Below are 24,554 nucleotides of genomic sequence, written 5' to 3'. Positions count from 1 at the left end.
TTACGGAGTAAATATTTCTTTTTTATTTTCTTTTATATAAAAAATCTCAATACTATTAGCAGGTATATTATTATATATTCTGTTTGAAAAATTTACTGTAGCAGTTGCTATCTCGCCAAATTGAGTTTGTTGAACTAATTTATCTTCTGTTAAATATGAAAATTTAGTTAGCTGAACTCCTCCAATTTTTTTATGATACGTTTGAAAAAAAGCTGAGATTTTTTTTAAATCTTTAGAATAATCTTTAATTTGTTTGATATCTAATGACCAGATAGAAGGTACACCATAAAGCAAACCAATTAATAATCTTTTTTCTTTTAAATTTTTAAATTTTGTTATTGGTATTTCCCATCTATCAGTAGTTATAATGCTATCATGAAAAACAGTTTGAAATAAGGGAATTCTATATAATGGGTTATATTTTGTGTCTTCATAATCTTTTGGGGCTAAAATAGATTTAAAAAAGAACTCAGGACGCTCATTTGGAAACCAGCGACCATATGCTTTTTTATCTCTGGCTAGAGTCCAATGCGGATTATTAAATACAGCATTATTTCCATGTGCAAATGAAAGATAAGGTACAGCCCAATAAACTGCTGTTTCAGATCCTAAAACAAATTTCATATCTCTTAAATGCTTTAATCGTGTGATTCGATTTTGCATGTCTTTTGCTGTGTTCATAGGATGATCTTCTGAATAATCATCGTGAACGGTTCCTGTGGCATCAACATCTAAAAAGTAACTATTAATTCCTGTGGATTTAAATTTTTCAGCGCGATCATAAAGATCTTTATTTATAGGTTTTTGTCTTGCAAAATATTCAGAACTTGCTTCGTAACCTCTATTATGAAAACCAGGCATTTTTTTCCCATTTTCATTTACAATAGCTGCTTTCGGCCAAGCATTTGGAAAAATAGACAAGGGCGTGTCCGCTGTTTTTGGATCTTGTATATTTTCCCAAGTGTCATAAGGCCCGATAAGGTAACATAACTTTTTTGCTTTTTCTATGAATTTTTTATTTACTTTGTATTTATCATTTTTTCCTTCATCGTAACCAATCCATAAATTTTTAATTCCCAAAGAAGATAAAAGATCGAGAGCCTGCTCTGTTCTTCCAGTTCCCCAAATATAAGCATGAAGAGCTCCATATAATTTATCTATTTCTGGGTTTATATCTTTTTTTTGTTTAAATGTAATAAACTCTTTTTTTTCAATTAAATTATTTCTAAAATGTATAGCAGGAGCTAATATGTTTTTCTTATTATCTAAATTAATTTTTACAATATAAGGTGCATAATTATCTTTTTGTCTAAAAACATGTTCTTGTTGAACAAATAATGTATCTTTGTTTTTTAATATTTTAATTGTATTGTTTAAAGAGCTATCAGATATATAAGATACAGTATTATCATCGGTTATATTGCCAAAAAATGGCATTGTTAATTGATCTTGCATAGAATAATTTGTAGCGTTGTACTTTTCAAAATTTACTAGCCAAAATGGATCCGTTACTGGGATTAAAAGCCCTTCACCATCTGGTAATATAATATTTTCAGAATTATTTGTTTCAGAAATATTTGCTTGTAAAGTGCTTGGCCATTCAAATGTTTGAGATTTAGAAGAGGTAAATTTAAATATAATTTGATTTTTATTTTTAGAAATTTCAACATTTAAATTTTTTTCTGGATAATTCCAAGATGTTTTATTTGGTGAGTTTAATAAATTTTTATATTCACCAAGATTCTCTGTTACAGGAGTAGCAATTGAGGTTGATTTTTCATCCATTTTTCCAATTACTTCTAGCGTTCTTGGATTAATTTCAGCAGTCCAATTATCAAGTTTTATTTCTACAAATTCTTGATCTGCAAAAGCAAATAAAGGGAATGATAATGAAATGGAAAATATAAAAGAATATTTTTTTAACAATAAATTCATAAAAATAAATGCCTTTTCTATATTTAATATATTAATAAACTTTCCCATGAAGCATTGCTAATGTTTGGAAACCACCGCCAGCTGCAATCCAAATATCAATGTATTTTAAGCGTACAGATTTATTTTGGCAAGATATGTTCTCATTTTGAAATGCTGTTTGAAGTTGATTAAATTCATCTTCGGATATTTTGTTTAGCCAAGAATTTTCAAGACTATCACAACCATCATCAAAAATATCAATTGATTCATTTTGCCAATAAGAAGAAAATAATATTCCTTTCTCTTTATGTATAAATCTAAATTCATTATTTTCATTACATAATTGAATGAAATAAGGTATTAAATCTTTTTTTGATATTATTTTTTGATTACTAAAAAATATGCTTTTTAAGAATAAAACTCTTGTTCTTAAAACAGGTAAAGAAGCACAAACTGAATTTCCAATATCGCCCATTAAAATAGGAATTTTATCTGCAATATTTTTGTGAAATCTTGATTTCACTTCTTTAATAATATTTTTGTTTGCTTGATGTATAAAAATTAATCCTGGAATGTAAACAGGATCTAATTCAAAATTTTCTTTAATATAATTTTGTCTTGTTTCTAAGCTTTTTTCAATTGCTTCAGATATAGATTTTACTATTTGAAAAAAAGTTTCTTTCGGATTATTTAATTCTAATTTATTTCTATGAATATTATTTATATTAGTTGGCTCTCTTGAGCCTCCTACTGGAATATAAATTCTATCCGAAAGAGACGAAATACTTTCTTGGTAACAAAATAGAAATAGATCGGGATTGTTTTTTGAGTTATTTTTTTCTAAATAAACTCCAGATGCAGCGTCTGCAAATAAAGATCGTGTTCTTAAATCTTTTTTCAATAAGCCTTTGTTTTTAACCTCTGTAGCAATAACAACTGTATTTGAGTTGGTTGCAACAAATCCTAAAGAACCTCTTAGAGCAGAAATAAAACTGGTACATGAACTTGCAATATCGAGACAATGCACATTTTTATTTAATTTTAATCCTTTGTGAACAAGATGGGCTGTCGCGGGAGATGGATAATCTCCTGAAGTTGTTGCAACAATTAATGCTTCAATCTCATTAAGATTAAGAGATGAATTTAAAATAGCTTTTATAGCTAAATCACTAGCAGCTTCTTCAGGTTGGGCGTATCTTCTTTCAAAAATGCCTGTATGTTTTAATATGGACATGGAGACGTCAGATAAGGATTTATTTTCCAAACAAATATCTTTAGCAATATCTAAATTTGTTATTTTATTTGCAGCAAGATAGCAAAAACTAGATTTTATATTAGCAAATACAGGTGTTTTTAGGTTTGAATTAATCATGTATTTGACCTCAATTTTTCAGCCCTTTATAAAAACAATCATTGCTATTTATAACAATAATCCTTTTTAATCAAAAATTCATAATGCAAATGCACTTTACAGGAATAATCTATAAATGTAAGACATATTGAGGTCTTTTATGTGAAATGTTTTTTAGAGGAGATTTTGGTGGAACCTATTATAGAATCCCAAGACAATCAGCTTGGAAAGCTTCAATGTAATTCTAATTCAGTTCAAACAATAAGTGAAGATTATGATGAAGCAATATATCAAAAAGCAATTACACTTTATAAAAAACCATTTTTGCAATTGATTCAAGAAGCAGCCGTCGTTCATAAAGAAAACTGGCCTGAAGCTGATATTCAAAGAAGTGCTTTGCTTTCTATTAAAACAGGTTCTTGCCCAGAAGATTGTTCTTATTGCCCACAAAGTGCAAGATATGAAACCGATATTAAAAAACATCCACTTATGGAAGTAAATGATATTGTCGAAAAAGCAAAAGCAGCAAAAGCCAATGGAGCAGAGCGTTTTTGTATGGGCGCTGCTTGGAGAAAACCACCACGTGGTGAACAATTTGATAGAGTTTTAGATGCTATTCGCGAAGTTAAATCTTTAGGTATGGAAGCTTGTGTTACTTTAGGCTTGTTAAATGAAGAACAGGCATTAAAGTTAAAAGAAGCTGGACTAGATTACTACAACCATAATGTAGATACTTCAAAAGATTATTATTCAAAAGTAATTACAACACGTAAGTTTCAAGATCGTGTGCAAACATTACGTCATGTGCGAAATAACGACATAAATGTTTGTTGTGGTGGTATATTAGGAATGGGTGAATCTTCTGACGATCGAATGAAATTAATTGCTTTTTTGGCAACTATGGACCCACAACCAGAAAGTGTTCCTATTAATTTTTTAGTAAAATTCGATGGAACTCCACTAGAAAATACAAAAGATCTAGACATTTTACATTTTGTTAGAACAATAGCTGTTGCACGAATTTTATTACCAAAAGCAAGAATTCGTTTATCGGCAGGTAGAATGGATATGAGCAGAGAAGCCCAAATTCTTTGTCTAACGGCAGGAGCAAACTCCATATTTTCTGGAGAAGTGTTATTAACTTCACCGCTTCCTGGTTATACTTTTGATAATCAATTAATTGATGATATGACAAAACCATTAGATAAAGAAAATTTGAATGTCCTTTAATTATTTATTTGATACATGGGAAAAATCAAATCAATCTGTAAAAATGAGTTTGAATTATAGAAAAATATTTCCTTTTTATCAGCAAGGTAACTTAAATAATATTAAAGTTGACTTTTCAACAAATGATTATTTAAGTTTAAGAAATGATAAAAGAATTATTGACGAGGGGTATCAGTCCGCTTTAAATTTTGGAGCAGGTTCTGGGAGTTCTCGAATGGTAACTCAAACTGATCCGGGAATTGAAATACTAGAATCAAATTTTTCAAAAAGGACAGGATTTAAACATTCTTTGTTTTTTCCAACTGGATTTACAGCTAATATATCCTTGTTTGACGGGTTATCTCCTTTTTTATGGGAAGAAAATAATTTTGACCAGCATATTTTTATAGACCATAGATGTCATTCAAGTTTATTTTATGGATTAAAAAATTCAAATATTAAATATGATCAATTTAAGCATAATGAATATGATCATCTTAATTTCAAATTGAATTCTTCAACTGCTAAAGTAAAAATTATTATAGTTGAGTCACTTTATTCAATGGATGGAGACTATTCTGATCCGCATAGACTTTTAGAGGTTTGCCAAAAATTTGGTGCTATGCTTATCATTGATGAAACTCACTCTGTTGGTACTTATCCTACTAATGGAAGTTGGAGTTTAGCTAACTCATTTTTAAAACCCTTTATTTTAGCGTCTGTATTTGGTTGTGGAAAAGCAATTGGTGTATCTGGTGGTTTTATTTCAACAGATTACTTTCAATTAAAAGAAAGAATTTTACAAAAAGCAAGACCTCTTATTTATTCAACAGCTGTATCACCTTTTTTAACAGGAGCAGTTAATAAATCTTTGGATATTATCTTTAGTGAAGAAGGTAACGAAAGAAGAAAAAAATTAATAAATAATATGGAATATTTCAAAAAAAATATTATATTTTTGAGAGATAAAAATTTAGAATTTGATTTTAATAAATTTAATTTTGATAATCACTATTCAAATATATTTCCTTTAGTTTATAAAGATAATAAAAATATAATGGAAAAAGAGTCGTTTTTTTTGGACCAAGGTTTATTACTAAAAGCAATTCGACCGCCTTCAATCCCTAAAGGAACATCACGATTTAGAGTTATTTTAAGAGCAGGTCATACAAAAGAAGATATAGATCTTCTTTTTAGTTACCTTACTTAATATAAAGGAAAAACTATTAATGCTAACTAAATTCCCATCATATTATGTAATGGCTTCGAATACAGATTTAGGAAAAACTGTTTTTTCAACTGGCATATCTATGGCGGCGGTTAGAAATGGTTTAAAACTTTTATATATTAAGCCAGTTCAAACTGGTTTTCCTTTTGATTCTGATTCCTCATTTGTAAAAAATTATAACCCCTCAGAATTTGTTTTGACAAAAACAATTTTCTCAATGTCAAATCCTGTGTCACCTCATCGTGCAATAATACAAGATAAATATCATGAAGAGTCTGAAATGAAAGAACACTTTTTAGATGATAAAATGATCTCTATTATTGAAGAAGAAATCACAACAAATGAAGCTCAATTTGTTTTAATTGAAGGCTCAGGTGGTGTGGCTTCTCCAACATTACAAGGTCAATTACAGTGTGATGTTTTTCGTGAATTAAGACTTCCTGTTGTTTTTATTGCAGATTCAAAATTAGGTGGTATTTCCTGTACGATAAGTTCAATCGCCTTAATAGAATCTAGAGGTTTTGATATTGCCTGTATTTTAATGTTTGATGGCAAAGATGAAAATTCTTTATTTTTACAAAAATATTATAAAAATAAATTTCCCGTTTATTCTTTTCAAAATATTGTAGAATCTAATTTACCTAAAAATGAAACTCTAATAAAAAAGCCGCTTGATGTTTGGTTTAAAGAAAATGAAGAAAAATTTTCAGAAGTTTTTCAACATTTAACGAGTTATCATGTTAGCAAAATTCAAATTATTGATGATTACATTGAAGTTGCAAAAGAAAATATCTGGTGGCCTTTTACTCAACATGGGCTGCAAATAGAGCCACGGGTGATTGATAGTGCATTTAAAGATAACTTAACATTTGTTGATATTAAAAATTTAAGAAATCAAAATATATTAACACATAAATCTTTTGATGCTTCGGCAAGTTGGTGGACTCAAGGAATTGGGCATGCTTCATCTAGATTATCTCATGCAGCTGCAAGTGCTGCTGGAAAATATGGTCATGTCATGTTTCCTGGTAATATTCATGAACCTGTTGTTAAGTTAACTCAGAAATTAATGGCTACAGTTGGAAAAGGTTGGGCGCAAAGAGCTTTTTTTTCAGATAATGGCTCTACAGCAATAGAAGTCGCATTAAAAATTGCTTTTCGAAAATCGTTTGGGTTACCTCAAAAAGAAATCATGATGCACAAAAAAGATATTTACATTTTAGGATTAAAGGACTCCTATCATGGTGACACTCATGCGGCGATGGATGCGACAAATCCAAATTCTTATAAAAAAACAGATTATTGGTATGAGCCCAAAGGTTATTGGTTTGATTATCCTACCGTATATTTAAAAGATCGAAAACATTTTGTTACTATTCCTGAATCTTTTAATTCAAATCAAAAATTTGAATTAAATATCAATTCTATTGGCGAAGTATTTTCATTAGATAGAAATAGCACTGATTTAGCTAATATTTACTTAAATTATATACAAAGCCAAATGTTTATTCTTGAAGGTTCTGATTTTTTAATTGGAGCATTACTTTTGGAGCCCGTTGTTCAAGGCGCGGGAGGCATGAAATTTGTAGATCCTCTTTTTCAAAGAATATTAGTAAAAGAATGCAGAAAAAGAAAAATACCTATTATTTTTGATGAAGTTTTTACTGGATTTTGGAGACTGGGTAAAATATCCGCTTCTGTTTTACTTGATGAAAAACCAGATATAGCATGTTACGCTAAATTATTGACTGGAGGATTAATGCCTTTGTCTGTTACTTTAGCAAATGAAGAGTGTTTTTCATCCTTTTTAGGCGATTCTATTTCTCAGGCTTTATTACATGGGCATTCTTATGCAGCAAACCCAGTTGGCTGTGCTGTTGCTGTTGAAGCTATTGAAGAAACTTGTGACTCAAAGAATTTTAATAAAGAGCTAAATTGTTTGGATATTCCTTGGGACGAAGAAATTGTAAATGAATTTTCTTGTTTGCCAAATATAGAAAAAGTTTTTACCTTGGGAAGTATTTTTGCATTTGGACTAAAAGATAAAAACTCAGACTATACCTCAACACGTTCTAAAAAAATTGTTCAACAATTAAAACAAATGTCTCTTGAAGTTAGACCATTAGGAAATATAATTTATATTTTATCTGGATTTAATACAGGAGCTGTAGAACTTAAAAATATTTTAAAAAGCGTTTACGAACTTGTAAAAAATGAATAAAATTTATTTTAATAAATCTTCAAAATGTCTTTGCACTGTAATTAGGCCATAATAATTTGCGTTTTCATTTTTTAAATTATCAATGTCTTTTAAAACTGATATTTTTTGATTTATTTTGTTAATATAATTTTTTAAAATCTCATCTAATAAGTAGCTTTGATAAAACTTCGTAGAATCCGTCCACATGTTACCTGCGGTATAAAAATAAGTTTTATCGCCATTGTTCCTTAAAATATTATTTCCAGAATCAAATATTTGATAAATGCCATTCTTATTTTTAAAATACCATTGATATTTATTTTCTACAAAATCTTTCGTTGAGCAATATTCAACACTCACCCAATCCCAAGCTGGAGATCCATTTATGACTTGATTTGAGGTGTAACAAACTTGAGGGCCATTGGTATTTAAATAGCCATAATTTGAAAATAATGCATGGTTATGAGCATTGTAATAATTTATATATTCAGGTTTATTTTCTAGAGTATCACTATACATGCCTTTATATTCTGGATATATTTTATTTGTAGAGCGAATGATAAAATAATTATTAGAAAATACGCGCTCATAATGATAATATTTTATAGCAAAATTTATGTTAACAGAAAATTGTACTAATGGTTCGGATATATTTAAAAAAATATCTTCATAATTTTCTATTTTTATAGATTTTAATTTTGAAGAAGAATTATTAAAATTTATAAAATATTCATTTTCATTTAATTTTAATTTTTCTCCTGATTTTAATGAAAGCGTAAATCCATCTTTTTTATTTCCTAAAAATTGCCAAATTTGATCTTTATCATTTAAGTCACAAATTTTCATTCTTGGATAAAGTGGATACTTGTCATCTTTATGTCCCTTACTTAAGCAATAATATTGCGAATATTTTCCATCATTCACATCTGCAATGAGTTGTCCTGTTGTTGTATAAATCCATTTGTTTTTATTATTGCATTCTGAGTAAGATAAATAAAAATCATATGGTGCTAAACATATTTTTTTTCCATAATTATCTAAAACGCTTATCTCAATTGCTTTATTTTGAAATAGATCACTTGGAGATAAAATTTTAGAGGATTCATTTGTATTTATTGAAGGACAAATTTCAGTATTTACAATGTCATGTTTTTCAAACATGCTTCTTTTTTCACGAGAACCTGTTTCGTTATTAGGACGTGATTGAATATGGCAAGTTATTTCTGATTGACTTCTATTTTGTTCAGGAAGTCTTGCAGGTATTGTGCCAATTGGATAATTATTGAATCTGAGTTCAGAATTTGGGTTATTGAAATTTACATTGGGAATTCTTTCAGAATATTCATAACGCCTTCTTAAATGATTGTAACGGTATTCATCCGCATAAGCTATTTGAGAACTCGCTATGTTTCCAATTGCTAAATATTGATCATCATTATTATACATTCCATCGAGTTGTCTTAAATTTTCATGAAGTATTGAGTTTTGTTGAGCAGATTGAAAAACTCTTTCATAGGTATCTGTTACGCTAATAAAATTGTCACTAGGGCGAATTGCATAAACATATATCGTCATAATTGTAGGTGAATAATTAAAATTAGAACTATATGCTCTGACAAAGTTAAAAGCATCTCTATAGGCATTGCTTGGATTTCTGTATGTACTTATAAATGAATTTTGGCTTCTTGCTCCCATTCTTTCATTGATTGGGTTTTGATTATTATAATATTCAAAAGAATTATCTTGTAAATTTATGTAATGATTTAATATATAATTAGATAAATCTGTGCTTATTTCTCTTCCTCTCGATCTGGTAATGCCAAAAATATAAGTATAAGTAGGTTCTGTTATTGAAGCTCTGTAAACGAAATTAGGTATATTTCTTGAAGGAGATGCTTCATTTCTTTGAGGATAAATTTGTAGTTGTTCTTCTGATGATTGATTTATAACTCCTTGATCGATGCTTGTCTCATTCACTTTTGCAAAGGCACACGGGAAAATATAAAATGACAATATGGATAAATTTATTATATTTTTATTCATAAAAACTTCTCCTTTATAATATTTTAAAAATATAGGGCTACAAAAATTAAATTTTAATAACTATTTATTTTATTCAATAATTAGTTATTAAATTTGGCTATTATATATTTGAAATTAAGAAAAATTTTGTTAAATTTATATACTAATAATAAATATTTAACTCAATTAAGTGTATTTTAAATTAATTAATTGTAATTTGCAATATTTATTTTGAAATTTTAATATTATATAAATTTTTTAAATTAAATTTATTATTTAGCATTAAGAAAACATCATTTTTGAAATTTTTTTATTCCTAATTGATTTGATAATTTTTATAAGAATTTTTTAAGATTTTAAATTAAAATAATTTTACTTAATAATTTTCTATATTAGGTTATAAATATATAATGTCCATTTACTTGGAATTAGAATAGAGTTTGAAAATAAATTACAAATCGCCTAAAAATTGAGCATTGTATAAAAAGCTTGGTAAAATGATAACACGTTAGAAATAGCATCTTGGATTTAATATTTCTTTGTCTTTAGCTCTTTCTTATTAATTGGTAATATATATTTTGTAATTAGTAACAAAATATTAAACTTTAAAATTTAAGCTCTAATAAAAAATAAATAGCATACCAAATTTTAATTAATATTTTAATCAAATTTAAAAGTTGATATTATTATTCTATTGTGTATAAGGGTTTTATTAAAATATAATAATCAACAAAATATAAATATTGATTATTATTTTTTTTAAAATAAAGGAATTAGTATAATATGATTTTATATCAAAATTGGACTATATCTGAAAATTGCATACCGAAAATAAAGATAATTTCGGAAAATGTTTTTTCTAAAATTCTTTTAAAATTTAATGAAAGTTTAGAGTTAAATTATAAAAATTATGATCCTTGGATGATACCTGCTTTAAGCGAAGAGAGATTTATTCAATTAATAAATAAAAATAATAAATCTATAATTGAAGATTCAGAAAATAATATAATGTTAATAAATAAAATATTTTTTAATATATCTATTGAAGAAGAAAATAAAATTAAATTCGAAAAATATTTCGGTATACCAGTAAATTATTTTAGATTAGAAAATAATGAAAAAATAACATTTAAATTTAAAAACATGTTCGAAAAATCGTTAGAAATAATATCAATAATATGTCCTTGGATAAAAAATTTATATAATTTATTAGTAAAAAAAGTTTATTTTTTGGAACCTGAAATAAAAAATATTAAAGCAATGAGTACTCACTTTTTAAAAGGAGCAATTATTTTTAGAGCTTCAAATTCAAATAGTATTATAGACTGTATCAATCTTGCAGTAGACATTGTTCATGAAATTGGACACCAAGTTTTAATGCATTATTTAACAGCAGATCGGATTATATTATCTTCTTATAATCAACTTATATTTTCTGGGGCAAAAAATGCTGATAGACCTGCTATCAAATCATTGCATTCAGCAATTGCATTAACCTATATGATTTATTTTTTAAATAACTTAAATAATATAAGAAATATTATTTATTTTGAAGATTTCAAAATTTTTGAAATTAAAAGAGATAAATTCAAAATGCAATTAGAAAAAAACTTAAACTCTTTACTAAAAAATTGTAAATTTACAAATTTAGGTGAAATTATAATCACAGAAATCTATTCTTATAACAATATTTAATTTAAGGGTATAAAAATGAAGAACCAAAATTTAATAATTTTTTTAATTGTATTAATTTCCTTTGAAAAATACAATAATAAAAATTTAAATAATGAAGAAAAATTGTTAATAAATGAGTTAATAAAAAACATAGATATTAATAAAGATATTGAATTAGAAATTGCTGCAGTAGCCACACAATAGTATTTAAAAATAGGAAATTTTATGAAAATAAAAGTAAAATATACTCTTAGAATAATTACTGTGTTAATTTTATTATCATTTAATAATTCTATATTTTCTTTAACGTATAATAGACCTATTCCTGAAGTTCTAAATTTAAAAGATATTGCTTTTTTAAAGGATGTATTTAGTGTTTCTTTAGCGATTCAAATTCATTCAACTTTATTTAAAATGGATCAATTTAATATTCCAAGACAAAATTTAATTGACAATTTTACTGTATCTAATGACGGATTAAATTATTATTTTACACTTAAAAAAATGACATTTCATGATAATTCAATTTTAGATTCAAAAACTGTTCTTAGTAATTTTCTATTTTATTTAGAAAATAAAATAGAAAATCATGAACAATTATTTTCTATTGAGGGCGCTATGGATTTTTATAATAAAAAATCGCCATCAATTAATGGTTTTATACTAGATCCTTTAAATAATTTAAAATTCCAAATCAAATTAAGATATCAGGATATAAATTTTATAAGTAAATTAACAGATCAGCGTTTGAGTATACTAAAATCAAATAGAGATCCAAAAATTGGATTAGGAGATTTTAAAGTTGATAAAATAATAGATAATAAAGTTTTTTTAAGCCGATTTATAAAAGGAAAAAATCCCAATATACCTGATAAAGCAATATATTATTTTAAAATTGAAAAATCAGAAGCTATAAGGGGTTTTATAAATAGAGAATTCGACGATTTATTTTTTTATAATTTAGACGAAAAAGAAATAATTTTAGTAAAAAATATTGCAAAATATAAAGAGTTATACTCTACAAGAGTTTATGTAATTGCGTTAAATGCAAAAAATAATTTTAAAAATAAAGACGATAGAATAAATTTTTTAGCAAGTCTTAATTTAGAAAAATTAAGAGATAAATGCTACCCTGGAAATACAAGAGCATTTAGTATTATTCCTAAAGGACTTCCAGGTTTTAAAAATGAAGTTGATAAATCTAATGAATTATTATTTAATTACATTTATAAAAATAAAAAAATTAATATTACGGAAAAAAGAAATAGTTCTTATAAAATAGATATTGTTATGAATATAGGTTCAGAGAATTGTCTAAAAGAATATTTTAATGAGTTAAAAAGTGAAATTAATTTGAAAGTTAATATTTCACCAATTTTAAAAACTTTTAAACGATGGGAGAATAATAAAGTAGATGCAATTATTATTTGGTTCGAAGGTGAAACAAATTTAAATTTCTGGGGACATTTTAATCCTAATACTGAATTAACTTTTGGTGATCCAAAAGATTTATTGTTTGCTGAAATTTATAATAAGCTTGATAAATCTACTAATATGGTTGAAAAAGAGAAGAGTGCAAGGTATCTTGATAATCATATTTTGAGTTTAGCTACTGTATTCCCTCTATTTCACCCAAAAGTTTTTGGAATTTACTCAAATAAGTTCATAAATTTACAACCAGGACTTCATTATGCTTATTCTATTCCATTAATATCATTTACAATGAATAATGAGGAAATTATTCAGTGAAAAATACTTTATTATTAAAAAGATCAGTAGAAATATATTTCAAATTAATTAAGAAATATTTAAATAATTTTGATATTAATGAAAATTTTAATTTATTTTCTAATCCTGAATTTGAAAATATGTTTCTTTGGAATACAATTTTTCATTTAGAAAATAATTTAGTAATAACTCATGAAATTACAAAAGAATTTTATAATTACTTTAAATTAAATAACAATAATAATGGATATTTATTTAGTTTTACCGATCAGTATAAAAATTATTCAATATATAATGGTTGTTATTTTTACATCAATAATATATTTTCCTACGACAATCAAATTGAAGAATTTGAAATAATTTCTACAGATGATTTAGATTTTTTTACTCAAGTAGTAGACAAATCATTTAATTTAAATGAAAAATCAAGGAAGAGATTATGTAAGTTGCTCTATGATATTAGTTTAGAGCATTATAGCAAATCATTTATAGCATATTATAAAAAAGAAGTTTGTGGAACTATAACTATTATAGAATGCAATGAATATGACTATTATATTTTTAATCTAGGCATACTCCCTGATTTTCAAAAATTAGGATTATCAAAAGAATTATTAATTTATCTTCTTAGAAAATATAGAAATAAAAAGATATTTATACAAACACAATTAAATAATTCATTGAGTAATTCTGTTCTTCCAAAATTAGGATTTGAATTTTTAGGAAGTCATAATATAATAGATATATCGAAAATATATGAATATTTTGAAACAAAATAAAAAAAATATTAATTTATCAATTTTTCTATTTCCTATAATTTTAGGAATAATTTCTTTTTCTATATATGTTTTATTTTGTATAAATGAATTTAATTATATTATTTCTAATTCTTATAAAATCAGTGCGAATCAATTAGCAAAAAGTATTTCACTGCCGATTAAAATAAAAAATATTCCTGCGGTTATGTCTTTATCTTCTGAAGCTTTTATTACAAAAAACTCAGATTTTATTCAAATTATTGACAATGAAAAATTAATATTTTTTCATTCAGAAAATAAATTAAATAATAGCCATTGTGAATATAATGTAAATAAAGAAATTATTTATTATGAAAACGAAAAAATTGGAGAAATAAATTACTGCTTTAAAATAAGGTATTTATCGGAAAGAAACAATATTGTTTTAAAAATAATATTTACTATCATTACGATTTCAATAATGTTTAGTGTCACAAATTCTTTTTATGTGTATAAAAAAAATAAACCTATATACGAATTGATTTCAAATATTGGTAAAATAAATCCATCTTCACCATCATTTACTTATATTCCGAATTCAGTTAAAAAAAATCAAGAAATTATTCATATTTATAATAATATAAATAAAATAATTTATGAATTTAATAAAATATTTAAAGAACGTGAGGATATGAAATCACAGGTATTATTAGGGCAACTTACTCAAATGATTGCTCATGATATCAAAAAGCCTTTTAATTTGTTAAAAATGATGTTTTTAAATAATATGAATAAATCCTCTAAAAGTGATTTAATGCATAATTGTATTGTAGAAGAATTAAATAAAAATATTTCTTATGTAGATTCTTTAATTAGTGATGTAATGGAAATTGGAAAACCTAATTTATTAAATATTGAAGAAGTTGAATTATCTATTCTTGCTAAAGAGGTTGTAACTGAAATTTTTGAAGATATAAAATGTATATCAAAAGATTTTAAACATTGTAAAAATGTTTTTATCGATAAAATTAAAATAAAGAGAGTTTTGATAAACATAATATCTAATGCATTGGAGGCAAATAAATATCGAGGAAAAATATGGATAAAAACAAATAATATAACTTTAGATAACAGAGAGTATATTGAAGTATCTATCAAAAATGATGGCAGTTACATTCCAGAAAGTGAAAGAAAAAAAATATTTGAAATGTTTTATACAAAAAATAAAAAAAATGGTACTGGATTAGGATTATATATTTGTCATAAAATAATTAAATCACATCACGGCGAAATATTCTTTTTTTCAAATTTTAAAACAGGTACAGAATTTATTTTTCGTATTCCATGTTTTAATATTTACGAACAAAATTAATACAATTATTGTTATAAAAATTAATAGTTTCTAATTTCCCTATTTTTATATGGTTAAATTTATATAAATTTAAAACTTTTATTATAGCTTTTTTCTTGGGCCTATTTTGAAAAAATAACTAAGAAAAATAATATATAATAAAGACATTAAAACTCCAAATAATCCAAATGATATATTACTTTGATTTTGATAAACAAATGACATTGATTGAGTTCCCATTGCTGTAACAATCATTAATATTGAGCTCTTAATAGCGGCAACCGTTCCTAAACCAACTGAGCTTGAAAATAAAACAATTCTATATAATGGAGCACTTATAATAGCAGCACCGAATGTGTATATAGAATAGGATAAAATTAAATAAAGGAAATTTTCTCCATAAATAAATGGTAAAATAAAACTTAAAATCAATCCTAAAATTGAGAAAGAACTTCCAAATATTATTATTTTTTTTAAAGAAACTCTTTCAACATATTGCTGTAAAAGAATTAGTCCAATTACATATGATCCAAATATTGGAATTTGATAAACTCCGTATTCTATATTTGTAACTTTTGACTTTTCAAATAAAATAATGGGTGCAATTGAGACCCATGCATAAAAAGGTAATTCAATGAAGCCATATGCAAAGGTCCCAGCCATGAAATGCTTATTTTTAAATAATTTAATATAATTATCTTTCATTTCTTTAAAAAAATTTTTCGAATGATAATTACTTGAAACACTTTTAGTGTCTTTTGGAAAATAAAAATAAAGCCCAATTAAAGAGATTAATGCAATAATACCAATATTGATATTTATTGTTCTCCAGTGGAAATAACTTATGTAAATACTTCCAATAAAGGGTCCTATTACGGGGACTAAACATGAAATTGTTGTCATGAAAGAAGTGATTTTTACAGCTTTTTTTTCATCAAATTTTTCTTGAACAATTGCATAGCCAATTACTCCAATAAAACCAGCACCCATACCTTGAAAAAACCGAGTAAATAAAAATTGTCCAATAGAATTTGTAAATCCATTTAAAATGCATGAAGTAACAAATAATATGACTCCAGATAAAATATAGTTTCTTCTACCGTGGCGATCGGATAAAGGTCCTAAAATTAAAGGTAGCAAGGCTCCACCTAAGATAAAGGCACTCAGACCGCTTGGCACAAACGATTCGCTTACGGAAAAATCTTTAACTACATTTATCATGGCAGGCATAATCATATCGTCCGCAAGATAAACACAAATTTCAAAAATGATTAGGAATGTGACAAAAAGGTTCGCATGTTTTTTAAGCATAAAGTCTCTTTTTTTAGGAATAATAATATAAATGATATAATAAAATTTAGGCTAATGATATTTTGACATAGAATTCATTTTGTGAAGAATTTAATAAGGATAGTTTATATAATAATTCCATATAATTTTGAAGAGTCTAAAAATTTTCATTAAAACACCATTAATAATTATTTTAAGATATGTTATATATAATAAATGATATAACATATAAGTATAAATTTTATAATATATAAAGTCAAATTAAGATTGTGTTAAGAATATATACATTCATATTACATTTTAACAATAATAAGGAGATTAAATGATTTCTAGAAAAACTTCTAAAATTGAAGAACCAATTGCTTTATTTTTAGTAGGTGTACAATGTCGTTCTTTAAAATCATTTTGGAAATTACCATTTATTTCAAGGAAAATGTCAAAACTTCAAAATGAGTTAAATATGAATAAAGACTCTGGTTTATTATGGGGTGAAAACTTTATTTCTTTTAAACCGTTTACAACTCTTTACTTATCCTATTGGAAATCAATAGAACATATAAATAATTTTGCAAATAATTCTAATTTTTCACATAAAGAAACATGGATACAATACATGCGGAAATATTATAAAGATAAAAATATTGGTATTTGGCATGAAACTTATGAAATTGATCCTAATAAAGCAGAAAATATATATGTTGGTATGTCTTTATTTGGACTAGGAGCTGTTGGCCAACTTTCTGAAATATCACATTCAACAGAAAACTTTAATAAAAGATTAAATAAATAGAATTTTTAAATTTAACTATTTTTCTCTTCATTTTCATTAAATTTTAAACTGTCTCCTTCTAAAATCATACCTGGTAATGATCTATCAAAATTTAGGGCATGGTAAACCATCGTATGAGCTACTTGTTTTGCTTCAATAGGTGCGTATTTACTAAATGAAAATTCTTCACTAAAATTTAGTTTTTTAAAAAAATTGTCAACTTTATTTAAAACTATCCCACCAATTGTTTCAGCAATTCTAAGCTCTTTTCTTTTTCCTAATAAGATACTTGGTCTTACTATAATATAATGAATTAAACTCTTTGTAATGGCTTTTTCTACTTCAGATTTAGCTGTTAAGTAATAACCTCTTGGATTTGAAACACCAATACTAGAAGTAAAAACAAAAAGGGCATTTGGTGAATTTACTTTAAGATGCTCTAAAAAATTAATAGGATATTCTTTATCTACTTTAATAAAACTTTCAAAGGATTTCGCTTTTCTTATTGTCGTACCTAAACAGCATATAAAAATATGGCATGGAATTTCACTACCTATTTTTTTGTATTCATTTTCGTCATCAAAATTGAAGATAACTTCATTTATGGATGATGATTTTGTATCATCGTTTTTTTTTCTAACTAAACTTATAACTGAAATATCTTTTTTTTCTGAAAGAATGGAAAGAATGTTACCGCCAAGTAAGCCACTACCGCCTACTATTATAATATTTTTCATATTTATTCTCTCCAATCAATCAAAATTTTTTAAATTTATCTTTAAAAAAATATTTAAGATCTTAACACTTCAATCTTCATAAGAGATGCTTTTTTTAGATCTTACCGTGTCTTGGATGATTGTGCCAAGGTCTTCTTCTAAAAATCGTGAAAAAGGAAGAACTTTTAAAGGTAACGAGTTTTTTTCTGCAAGACGAACGCATCTTGAATGTAAAACCTGAGCTCCTTTATCCATGATTTCAAATGCCTCTTTATAACTAAGTTCTTTTAATAAATTTGCATTTTGATAAATTTTTGGATCTTTATCATAAATACCTAGGACATCTTTAAAAAACTCTACTTTTTCAGCTTCTAAAGAAACAGCTAAAGCAACAGCAGTTGTGTCAGAACCGCCACGTCCTAAAGTAGTTATTTCTCCTTCTAAACTCATTCCCTGAAATCCAGCCACAATAACAATTTTATCCTTATTTAAATGAGGAATCAGGCGATGTGGTTTCACATTTACTATTTTTGCATTAGCATGATCATTTGTTGTTATAATACCAGACTGACTTCCTGTAAAACTAAGAGCCTCTGTTCCTTTAGCAGCTAATGCCATTGCTAAAAGGGCGATACTAATTCGTTCGCCAACGGAAAGTAACATGTCTAATTCTCTACGAGGAGGGTTAGGGTTTACTTTATTAGCAAGAGAAATCAATTCATCTGTTGTATCACCCATTGCACTGACAACAACGATTACTCTACTGTATTTTTTTTTACGATGAAGAATAATATCTGCGATAGAAGAGAAAGCTTCGGGGGAACTTACAGAAGCCCCCCCAAATTTTAAAACGATTCCATTTTTATTGCTGTCCATTTTTCCCTAACTCGATTTTAGTAATAATTGGCTCACCATTTTTTGAATAGCTTCAACTTCAAATGGTTTTGTGATGTATTCATCACAACCTGCGTCGAAACCTTTACGAATATCCTCTTCTGTTTTATTGCCAGAAACAAATGCTACAGGCAAATTTTTTAAGAGAGGATGTGACTTTAATAATGCACACAACTCATAACCATCAACCCATGGTAATTGAATATCTAATAAAATAAGATCTAATTTTGTATCTTCTATAATTTTGGAAAGTTCCATTGCATCTTTTGCTATAAGAACTCTATAATTTTCTTTTTCAAAAATTCTTTTTATTGCATTTCTCATAACAGGTTCGTCATCAACAACAAGGATTGTTTTTGCTTCAGGTCTTCTTGAAGCGGCTCTGTAGGCATCTAAATTAACAATGTGTTCATGTGCCATCGCTTTACGATTTAGCTCTGCAACCCTTTTAGCAAAGGTCTGATCCCCAAATTTTCTTTTGCGCATGGCTACGGGCCTTTCTGTTCAAATTCAATTCTAAGTCGATTTTTAATCGGATTCGTTACTGATTGTCTTGAATTTGCTAATATTCTTCTTACACATTAAGATATTGGCAATTTGACGGTGCAATTTTGCCGTATATCGCATTTTGAATCCAATATAGGGCGTTTGAGGAGGCCAAAATGATTGAGGTAACAGGACTTGTTAAGCTTTTTGGGGATCGAAAAATATTACATAGTTTAAATTTTTCTGTTGGATCGGGACGTATTTGTGGATTTTTAGGACCAAATGGATCAGGTAAATCAACAACAATGGACATTTTAGCAGGTTTACTTGGACCGAGTGCAGGTACCGTAAAAATATGTGGTTTTGATGTTGTTCAACAATCAAAAGAAGTAAAGGAACAAGTTGGGTATTTGCCAGATAATCCACCCTTATACAAAGAAATGAAAGTAAAAGATTTTGTTACTTATGTTGCAAAATTGCGTAACATTCCTTCTAAAATTCGTTCAAGTGAAGTTGAGCGTGTTATTGAAGAATGTGATGTTACAGATGTTTCAAATAGAATAATTGGGAATCTTTCTAAAGGTTATAGACAACGTGTTGCTTTATGTGCCGCGCTTGTTCATAGACCAAATGTTTTAATTTTAGATGAACCAACAGAAGGGCTCGATCCAAATCAAATTTTACATATTCGTACATTAATTAAAAAACTTGCAAAAGAAAGAACGGTTATTTTAAGTTCCCATATTTTATCTGAAGTACAAGCAACATGTGATGAAGTGGTAATTATCAATCAAGGACATATTGCGGCTAAAACTTCAATTCAAAATGACTCCTCAAAACCATTATTTTATTTGTATACTTTTGCATCAAAAGCAGAAAATGCATTGCATTGGTTTCAGCAAAGAAATTATGTTCGTTCTGCAAAACCTCTATCCCAAAAAATGAATTCTATATTAGTTGAATTTGGAAATGAATTTTGGAGTGAAAGTAACAATGAAAGTATTGCTAACGTTACAGAACAAATTGTTCATGAAAATTTTCCGTTAATTGGTATTGAAGAAAAAAAAGAAGGATTAGAAGAATTATTTTTTGAAGTAATTCGTTCTCAACCAGGACATCATCAAATTCAAATTTCGCCTACAGGAGAACTTTTATGAGTGCAGCATTATATATTGCTGAAAGAGATTTTAAAGGTTTTTTTGGTACTCCACTTGGATGGATAGCCGCATGTATCATTTTTCTTATATCAGGTGTCGTATTTTTTATCATTGTAAATCTTTTATTAGTGCGTGGGCAATCCATAGATCCTGTAGCAGATATTTTTGGACAAGTTCTCGGATTTTTAAATTATATTAATATATTTATTATTCCTGCTTTTACAATGAGAGCAATAAGTGAAGATCTTGGAAATGGAACATATCGCTTGCATTCAGCAGCACCTATTTCAACTTGGGAAATAGTGGCTGGTAAGTTTTTAGGAATTATGTTTTATTTTGCAACTATTATTACTTTAATGTTAATTTATCCACTTTATACCTTTATTTTTACTCAACCCGATTTAAAGGTATTAATAACAGGTTGGCTTGGATTAATTTTAAATAGTGCAGCTATTATTTCTATTGGTTTATTTATAAGTTCACTAACAAAAAATCCAGTTTTGAGTTATTTGGGTTCCACTTTTTTTATTTTAATTTTTATATTATCTGGTTTTATAACAGGTATTCCTGATTGGTATAGAAAAAGCGTAAATTTATTAGAGCTTAGTTCTGATTTCACTAGAGGTTTAATAAAGACAGGGTCACTTGCAACATATTTTGCAATTATTTTAGTCTTTTTATTACTTTGTCGTTTCGTTATGGAAAGCAAAAAGTGGAGATTATAAATCATGAAAAAGCATAAACTTGAATTTTCAATTGGAGCTATTTTTGTTGCTTTAATTGTTTTATTAATGTGGCAATACTTATATGTCATTTCAAAACCACTACCTATTATTTTAATTTCCTTGTCAGGACTTATTATTTTATATCTTATTTCTCCTTTTGGCGAAAAAAATAAAGAGCATGAAGTTTATGCGCCTAAATATTTTGCACAAGCAGTAATATCAAGTGTTATTGGTGTTGGAATTATTATTATGGGTGCTGTTGTTCTAAATAAAAATAATTTTTCAAAAACGTTTGATTTAACAACAAACAAAATAAATTCTCTAAGCGATGAATCATATAAATTTTTAGACTCATTATCAAAACCTGTAGAAATTATTTGTATTCCATCTGCAAATCCTACAGATAATTATTGTGATAATAGTACTGATTTAATAAATATATTTGCAAAGCGTTCTAAATATATAACAAATGTTGGTGCATTGAATTTATCAGATAAAGCAATGTTGCAAAAAATTCAACCATCTGGATACGCACGTTTAATTTTATTAACAGATTCTAATAAAAGTGAACTTGATGGCGCAATTACAGAAAGTAGATTAACAAATGCAATTATAAATTTAGTTCGCTTTAAGAAAGTTGTTTATTTCTTGTCTGGAAGTGGAGAACCTTCCATTAATTCAGAAGGAAATATTGAGAAAAATTATTCGGATATCGTTTCTTCACTTCGTTCTAAAGCTTATGAAGTAAAAGAGTGGAATATTAAGCAAGGTAATTTACCTGTTGAAGCAAGGGTTTTAATTGCTGGTGATAATAACATTGCCTATTCGGAGCAAGTTCAAGGTATTTTACAAACTTTTATTGCGAATGGAGGACGTCTTGTTCTTATTGTGAATCCATATCGTGAACAAGGATTAGACAAACTTTATTCTATGTTAAATATTAAACTAGATCCTACTTTGTTAACTTTAAATATAAATACTCCAATAGGGCAGCAAATTCAAAAACAAAATTTATCGCGTCCTCCAGTAATTGGAAGTAACTTTAATATGGAATCTCCTATAACTAGAGTGATTGCTCAAGTTTACGGTGTTCAAGGTGTTATGCCTGTGGATGGTGCTCGTCCTATTTCAATAATCAATTCAAATAACAACTCATCAATTAAAACAAATTCAACTGTTCTTATTTCTGCTTATAGTGCAGCACCTATTACTTTAACTCCTGAAGCTAGAAATAGAATAGATCTAAATTCACCATTTCAATTAGCTCCTGATATAGGTTTTGATGCAAATAAAGCATGGCCTTTAGCGGTTGATGTAGAGGTAACAGGAATTTCAAATTTTGCTTTAGATAAAGTAGCAACTAAAGTGACTGATCCTGCTAAAGATAAATCAGAAGTTGTTATTTATGGTTTTAGCATTGTGGGGCCATATTCAAAAGCGGTACCAATTAGCGAAGAACTTCTTCCTATAACTGTTGCGCATTTGTATCAAGATCAGGAATTAGTATCCATTCCTGCAAAAGATTTTACGCCTAAGCAATTTAATTTAACTCGTAATCCATCCGCTTGGTTGTTACTTTTTGCTGGATTTTTACCAATATCGACTGCTTTGGCTGGCTTCTTTATTTGGATGAGAAGGAGATCTGCATGAAGTTCTCAACGAAAGTAGCATTGGGTCTTTTTGCTATAGCAGGTCTTACGGCTATTTATTATGGTGACAACTATTATACTCAAAAAAAAGAAGAGCGCACAAAAGAAGCTTCTTATGCTATTTACTTTGAGACAAAGGATGTCTTAGGTTTTAAAATAAAAAATAAAAATGGAATTTTTAATTTTGTAAGAAGTACAAATGAAGATCCATGGAAACTTATCGCTCCTGTTGAATTGTCTGCTGATCAAGATGCGGCAAATAATATTCTTGCAGCTGTTCAGCAACTTAAAACTCAGCAAGAAATCGCAAATACAGAAAATTTATTATCTGCAAATGATCAAAAATTATTGGCTCCCTATGGATTAGAAAATCCAAACGCTTCAATAACAATAGAAAATAAATCCCATAAAGAGTCTGTATTATTATTAGGGAGTGGCTTAGAACTTGGTAATAAAATAAGTGGAATTGTTGCTCCTTCTTCTATTTACGCAAAAAACCCAGCAAAAAATAAATTATTGGTTGTAGATAGTAGTTTTGCTGAATTGATATCTAATAAAGTATTAGCCGACTTCCGGACTAAGAGAGTTTCTGATTTTAAAGGCAATACAGTTAACAATATAAATATAAAATATAATGGAGAAGTCATAACAGCTGTAAAGGAAAATAATTCATGGAAAGTAGTAGAACCAACGGCTTGGCCAGGTGATGCTAATTTTATTTCTGATTATTTGTCACGTTATCAAGGTTTGCTTGCGCAAAAAATTTATGAACGTTCAGAAGTGAATGATAATTTAATTGAGAAATTAAATTTAAAAAACCCAATTGCAACTGTAACATTTGCGGAATCTCCTGGACATATCTTACAAACATTTAAATTAGGTATTACGAAAGAGGGTATTTATACTTTTATTAAAGACGGCGCCATTGCAAAGATAAATTTGGAGCTATGGCCAGAGCTTGTTCCTAAAGAGAAATATTTTAAAAATCGTTCAGTAATGTTAAATGTATCTTTAGATAATATTTCAAAAATAACTTTATCGAACTCTCTTTCTTTTGTTAAAAAAGACAATAATTGGTATAAAGTTTCTTCTACAACACAGCAGCCTTCTGTCTCTGAAACTCCAAATCAAGATGCCTTTTCCTTTTTTTCAAATTGGGAATTTATGACAGCAGATGACATGATATTGAACCCTACCAACGATCAATTAAACAGTTTTGGAATCACAAAACCACTCAAAGTTTTTTCATTTGAATTTAATGAATCTTCTAATTTGAAGCCTATAAAAATAATTGTTGGCAATAGGGTTCCAAAAAATGAAAAAAATGTGTATTTAAAAAGGTCTGATTCACCCACTGTTTACATCGTAGAAGCTGGGTGGCTCTCTCTACTTGCCCAGCTCTATTCAGTTGGTGATCCTTCAAATACATCAGTTAAAAAACAGATGGAGTGACC

At 27.2% G+C, this 24,554-nt stretch carries 20 protein-coding genes; 13 read left to right on the top strand and 7 right to left on the bottom strand.

Translation table 11 applies throughout. The annotated features are described in order from the left end of the window. Together GCL60_RS14275 and GCL60_RS14270 are read right to left on the bottom strand one after the other, a co-directional pair. The gene (locus GCL60_RS14275; RefSeq protein ID WP_161998228.1) at nucleotides 1–1,935 is read right to left on the bottom strand and encodes a glycoside hydrolase; all 1,935 of its coding nucleotides are present in this window, start codon (nucleotides 1,933–1,935) and stop codon (nucleotides 1–3) included. A 31-nt stretch (nucleotides 1,936–1,966) separates the two neighbouring features. After that, entirely contained in the window at nucleotides 1,967–3,286 is a 1,320-nt protein-coding gene (locus tag GCL60_RS14270) for a beta-ketoacyl-[acyl-carrier-protein] synthase family protein (RefSeq protein ID WP_153421352.1), read from the bottom strand. Nucleotides 3,287–3,454: 168 nt separating this feature from the next. On the opposite strand from GCL60_RS14270, the gene bioB reads away from it, so the two are divergent. The 3 genes from bioB to GCL60_RS14255 are packed head-to-tail and all read left to right on the top strand — an operon-like array spanning nucleotide 3,455 to nucleotide 7,923. Next, nucleotides 3,455–4,495: a biotin synthase BioB gene (gene bioB / locus GCL60_RS14265; RefSeq protein ID WP_202614035.1), complete on the top strand. Its 1,041-nt coding sequence runs from the start codon at nucleotides 3,455–3,457 to the stop codon at nucleotides 4,493–4,495. Then, on the top strand, nucleotides 4,485–5,684 hold the full coding sequence (locus GCL60_RS14260) for an aminotransferase class I/II-fold pyridoxal phosphate-dependent enzyme (RefSeq protein ID WP_153421351.1): 1,200 nt from the start codon (nucleotides 4,485–4,487) through the stop codon (nucleotides 5,682–5,684). The genes bioB and GCL60_RS14260 overlap by 11 nt, the downstream gene beginning before the upstream one ends. 19 nt (nucleotides 5,685–5,703) lie before the next feature. Continuing rightward, a complete protein-coding gene (locus GCL60_RS14255) occupies nucleotides 5,704–7,923 on the top strand; it encodes an aminotransferase class III-fold pyridoxal phosphate-dependent enzyme (protein WP_153421350.1) in 2,220 nt (739 codons plus the stop codon). Between the two features lie 3 nt (nucleotides 7,924–7,926). Here GCL60_RS14255 and GCL60_RS14250 read toward each other — a convergent pair whose 3' ends face one another. After that, on the bottom strand, nucleotides 7,927–9,945 hold the full coding sequence (locus GCL60_RS14250) for a hypothetical protein (RefSeq protein WP_153421349.1): 2,019 nt from the start codon (nucleotides 9,943–9,945) through the stop codon (nucleotides 7,927–7,929). Nucleotides 9,946–10,707: 762 nt separating this feature from the next. Here GCL60_RS14250 and GCL60_RS14245 point away from each other — a divergent pair. Genes GCL60_RS14245 through GCL60_RS14225 form a run of 5 tightly spaced genes read left to right on the top strand, consistent with a single transcriptional unit; the run spans nucleotide 10,708 to nucleotide 15,435 of the window. Beyond that, the gene (locus tag GCL60_RS14245; protein WP_153421348.1) at nucleotides 10,708–11,619 is read left to right on the top strand and encodes a hypothetical protein; all 912 of its coding nucleotides are present in this window, start codon (nucleotides 10,708–10,710) and stop codon (nucleotides 11,617–11,619) included. Between the two features lie 15 nt (nucleotides 11,620–11,634). After that, nucleotides 11,635–11,802, top strand: coding sequence for a hypothetical protein (locus GCL60_RS14240; RefSeq protein WP_153421347.1), 168 nt, complete (start codon nucleotides 11,635–11,637; stop codon nucleotides 11,800–11,802). Nucleotides 11,803–11,823: 21 nt separating this feature from the next. After that, complete coding sequence (locus tag GCL60_RS14235; protein WP_153421346.1) at nucleotides 11,824–13,347, top strand: ABC transporter substrate-binding protein; 1,524 nt, start codon at nucleotides 11,824–11,826, stop codon at nucleotides 13,345–13,347. Further along, nucleotides 13,344–14,105, top strand: coding sequence for a GNAT family N-acetyltransferase (locus GCL60_RS14230; protein WP_153421345.1), 762 nt, complete (start codon nucleotides 13,344–13,346; stop codon nucleotides 14,103–14,105). The genes GCL60_RS14235 and GCL60_RS14230 overlap by 4 nt, the downstream gene beginning before the upstream one ends. Next, nucleotides 14,083–15,435 (top strand): sensor histidine kinase, encoded by a 1,353-nt coding sequence (locus GCL60_RS14225; protein WP_153421344.1) that lies wholly within the window; start codon nucleotides 14,083–14,085, stop codon nucleotides 15,433–15,435. The genes GCL60_RS14230 and GCL60_RS14225 overlap by 23 nt, the downstream gene beginning before the upstream one ends. Nucleotides 15,436–15,516: 81 nt before the next feature. Here the strand turns inward: GCL60_RS14225 and GCL60_RS14220 are convergent, their stop codons facing one another. Further along, complete coding sequence (locus GCL60_RS14220) at nucleotides 15,517–16,725, bottom strand: MFS transporter (protein WP_153421343.1); 1,209 nt, start codon at nucleotides 16,723–16,725, stop codon at nucleotides 15,517–15,519. 301 nt (nucleotides 16,726–17,026) lie between these two features. Here GCL60_RS14220 and GCL60_RS14215 point away from each other — a divergent pair, with 301 nt between their 5' ends. After that, a complete protein-coding gene (locus GCL60_RS14215; RefSeq protein WP_153421342.1) occupies nucleotides 17,027–17,494 on the top strand; it encodes a monooxygenase family protein in 468 nt (155 codons plus the stop codon). An 11-nt stretch (nucleotides 17,495–17,505) separates the two neighbouring features. Here the strand turns inward: GCL60_RS14215 and GCL60_RS14210 are convergent, their stop codons facing one another. The 3 genes from GCL60_RS14210 to GCL60_RS14200 form a co-directional block, all read right to left on the bottom strand. Next, complete coding sequence (locus GCL60_RS14210; protein WP_153421341.1) at nucleotides 17,506–18,210, bottom strand: NAD-dependent epimerase/dehydratase family protein; 705 nt, start codon at nucleotides 18,208–18,210, stop codon at nucleotides 17,506–17,508. Nucleotides 18,211–18,279: 69 nt separating this feature from the next. After that, nucleotides 18,280–19,065, bottom strand: a complete 786-nt coding sequence (locus GCL60_RS14205) for an amino acid kinase family protein (RefSeq protein ID WP_153421340.1) — start codon at nucleotides 19,063–19,065, stop codon at nucleotides 18,280–18,282. A 6-nt stretch (nucleotides 19,066–19,071) separates the two neighbouring features. Continuing rightward, nucleotides 19,072–19,569: a response regulator gene (locus GCL60_RS14200; RefSeq protein WP_153421339.1), complete on the bottom strand. Its 498-nt coding sequence runs from the start codon at nucleotides 19,567–19,569 to the stop codon at nucleotides 19,072–19,074. A 176-nt stretch (nucleotides 19,570–19,745) separates the two neighbouring features. Here GCL60_RS14200 and GCL60_RS14195 point away from each other — a divergent pair, with 176 nt between their 5' ends. From GCL60_RS14195 to GCL60_RS14180, 4 genes are read left to right on the top strand one after another with little or no spacing between them, the layout of a single operon-like run. Continuing rightward, nucleotides 19,746–20,726, top strand: a complete 981-nt coding sequence (locus GCL60_RS14195) for an ABC transporter ATP-binding protein (RefSeq protein WP_153421338.1) — start codon at nucleotides 19,746–19,748, stop codon at nucleotides 20,724–20,726. After that, a complete protein-coding gene (locus GCL60_RS14190) occupies nucleotides 20,723–21,451 on the top strand; it encodes an ABC transporter permease (protein ID WP_153421337.1) in 729 nt (242 codons plus the stop codon). The genes GCL60_RS14195 and GCL60_RS14190 overlap by 4 nt, the downstream gene beginning before the upstream one ends. Nucleotides 21,452–21,454: 3 nt before the next feature. Further along, nucleotides 21,455–23,101, top strand: a complete 1,647-nt coding sequence (locus tag GCL60_RS14185; protein WP_153421336.1) for a Gldg family protein — start codon at nucleotides 21,455–21,457, stop codon at nucleotides 23,099–23,101. Next, nucleotides 23,098–24,552, top strand: a complete 1,455-nt coding sequence (locus GCL60_RS14180) for a DUF4340 domain-containing protein (RefSeq protein ID WP_153421335.1) — start codon at nucleotides 23,098–23,100, stop codon at nucleotides 24,550–24,552. Before GCL60_RS14185 ends, GCL60_RS14180 begins: the two co-directional genes overlap by 4 nt. Nucleotides 24,553–24,554: the final 2 nt, after the last annotated feature.

This window comes from Silvanigrella paludirubra (genome assembly GCF_009208775.1).
GTDB lineage: Bacteria > Bdellovibrionota_B > Oligoflexia > Silvanigrellales > Silvanigrellaceae > Silvanigrella > Silvanigrella paludirubra.
The sequence above is the reverse complement of the archived record's forward strand: the minus strand, read 5'-3'. Positions and strand labels throughout refer to the sequence as shown.

Coding starts and splice junctions, on each gene's coding strand:
- GCL60_RS14275 (WP_161998228.1), bottom strand. CDS start 1,935: ATGAATTTATTGTTAAAAAAATATTCTTTTATATTTTCCATTTCATTA.
- GCL60_RS14270 (WP_153421352.1), bottom strand. CDS start 3,286: ATGATTAATTCAAACCTAAAAACACCTGTATTTGCTAATATAAAATCT.
- GCL60_RS14260 (WP_153421351.1), top strand. CDS start 4,485: ATGTCCTTTAATTATTTATTTGATACATGGGAAAAATCAAATCAATCT.
- GCL60_RS14255 (WP_153421350.1), top strand. CDS start 5,704: ATGCTAACTAAATTCCCATCATATTATGTAATGGCTTCGAATACAGAT.
- GCL60_RS14250 (WP_153421349.1), bottom strand. CDS start 9,945: ATGAATAAAAATATAATAAATTTATCCATATTGTCATTTTATATTTTC.
- GCL60_RS14245 (WP_153421348.1), top strand. CDS start 10,708: ATGATTTTATATCAAAATTGGACTATATCTGAAAATTGCATACCGAAA.
- GCL60_RS14240 (WP_153421347.1), top strand. CDS start 11,635: ATGAAGAACCAAAATTTAATAATTTTTTTAATTGTATTAATTTCCTTT.
- GCL60_RS14235 (WP_153421346.1), top strand. CDS start 11,824: ATGAAAATAAAAGTAAAATATACTCTTAGAATAATTACTGTGTTAATT.
- GCL60_RS14225 (WP_153421344.1), top strand. CDS start 14,083: ATGAATATTTTGAAACAAAATAAAAAAAATATTAATTTATCAATTTTT.
- GCL60_RS14220 (WP_153421343.1), bottom strand. CDS start 16,725: ATGCTTAAAAAACATGCGAACCTTTTTGTCACATTCCTAATCATTTTT.
- GCL60_RS14215 (WP_153421342.1), top strand. CDS start 17,027: ATGATTTCTAGAAAAACTTCTAAAATTGAAGAACCAATTGCTTTATTT.
- GCL60_RS14210 (WP_153421341.1), bottom strand. CDS start 18,210: ATGAAAAATATTATAATAGTAGGCGGTAGTGGCTTACTTGGCGGTAAC.
- GCL60_RS14205 (WP_153421340.1), bottom strand. CDS start 19,065: ATGGACAGCAATAAAAATGGAATCGTTTTAAAATTTGGGGGGGCTTCT.
- GCL60_RS14200 (WP_153421339.1), bottom strand. CDS start 19,569: ATGCGCAAAAGAAAATTTGGGGATCAGACCTTTGCTAAAAGGGTTGCA.
- GCL60_RS14195 (WP_153421338.1), top strand. CDS start 19,746: ATGATTGAGGTAACAGGACTTGTTAAGCTTTTTGGGGATCGAAAAATA.
- GCL60_RS14190 (WP_153421337.1), top strand. CDS start 20,723: ATGAGTGCAGCATTATATATTGCTGAAAGAGATTTTAAAGGTTTTTTT.
- GCL60_RS14185 (WP_153421336.1), top strand. CDS start 21,455: ATGAAAAAGCATAAACTTGAATTTTCAATTGGAGCTATTTTTGTTGCT.
- GCL60_RS14180 (WP_153421335.1), top strand. CDS start 23,098: ATGAAGTTCTCAACGAAAGTAGCATTGGGTCTTTTTGCTATAGCAGGT.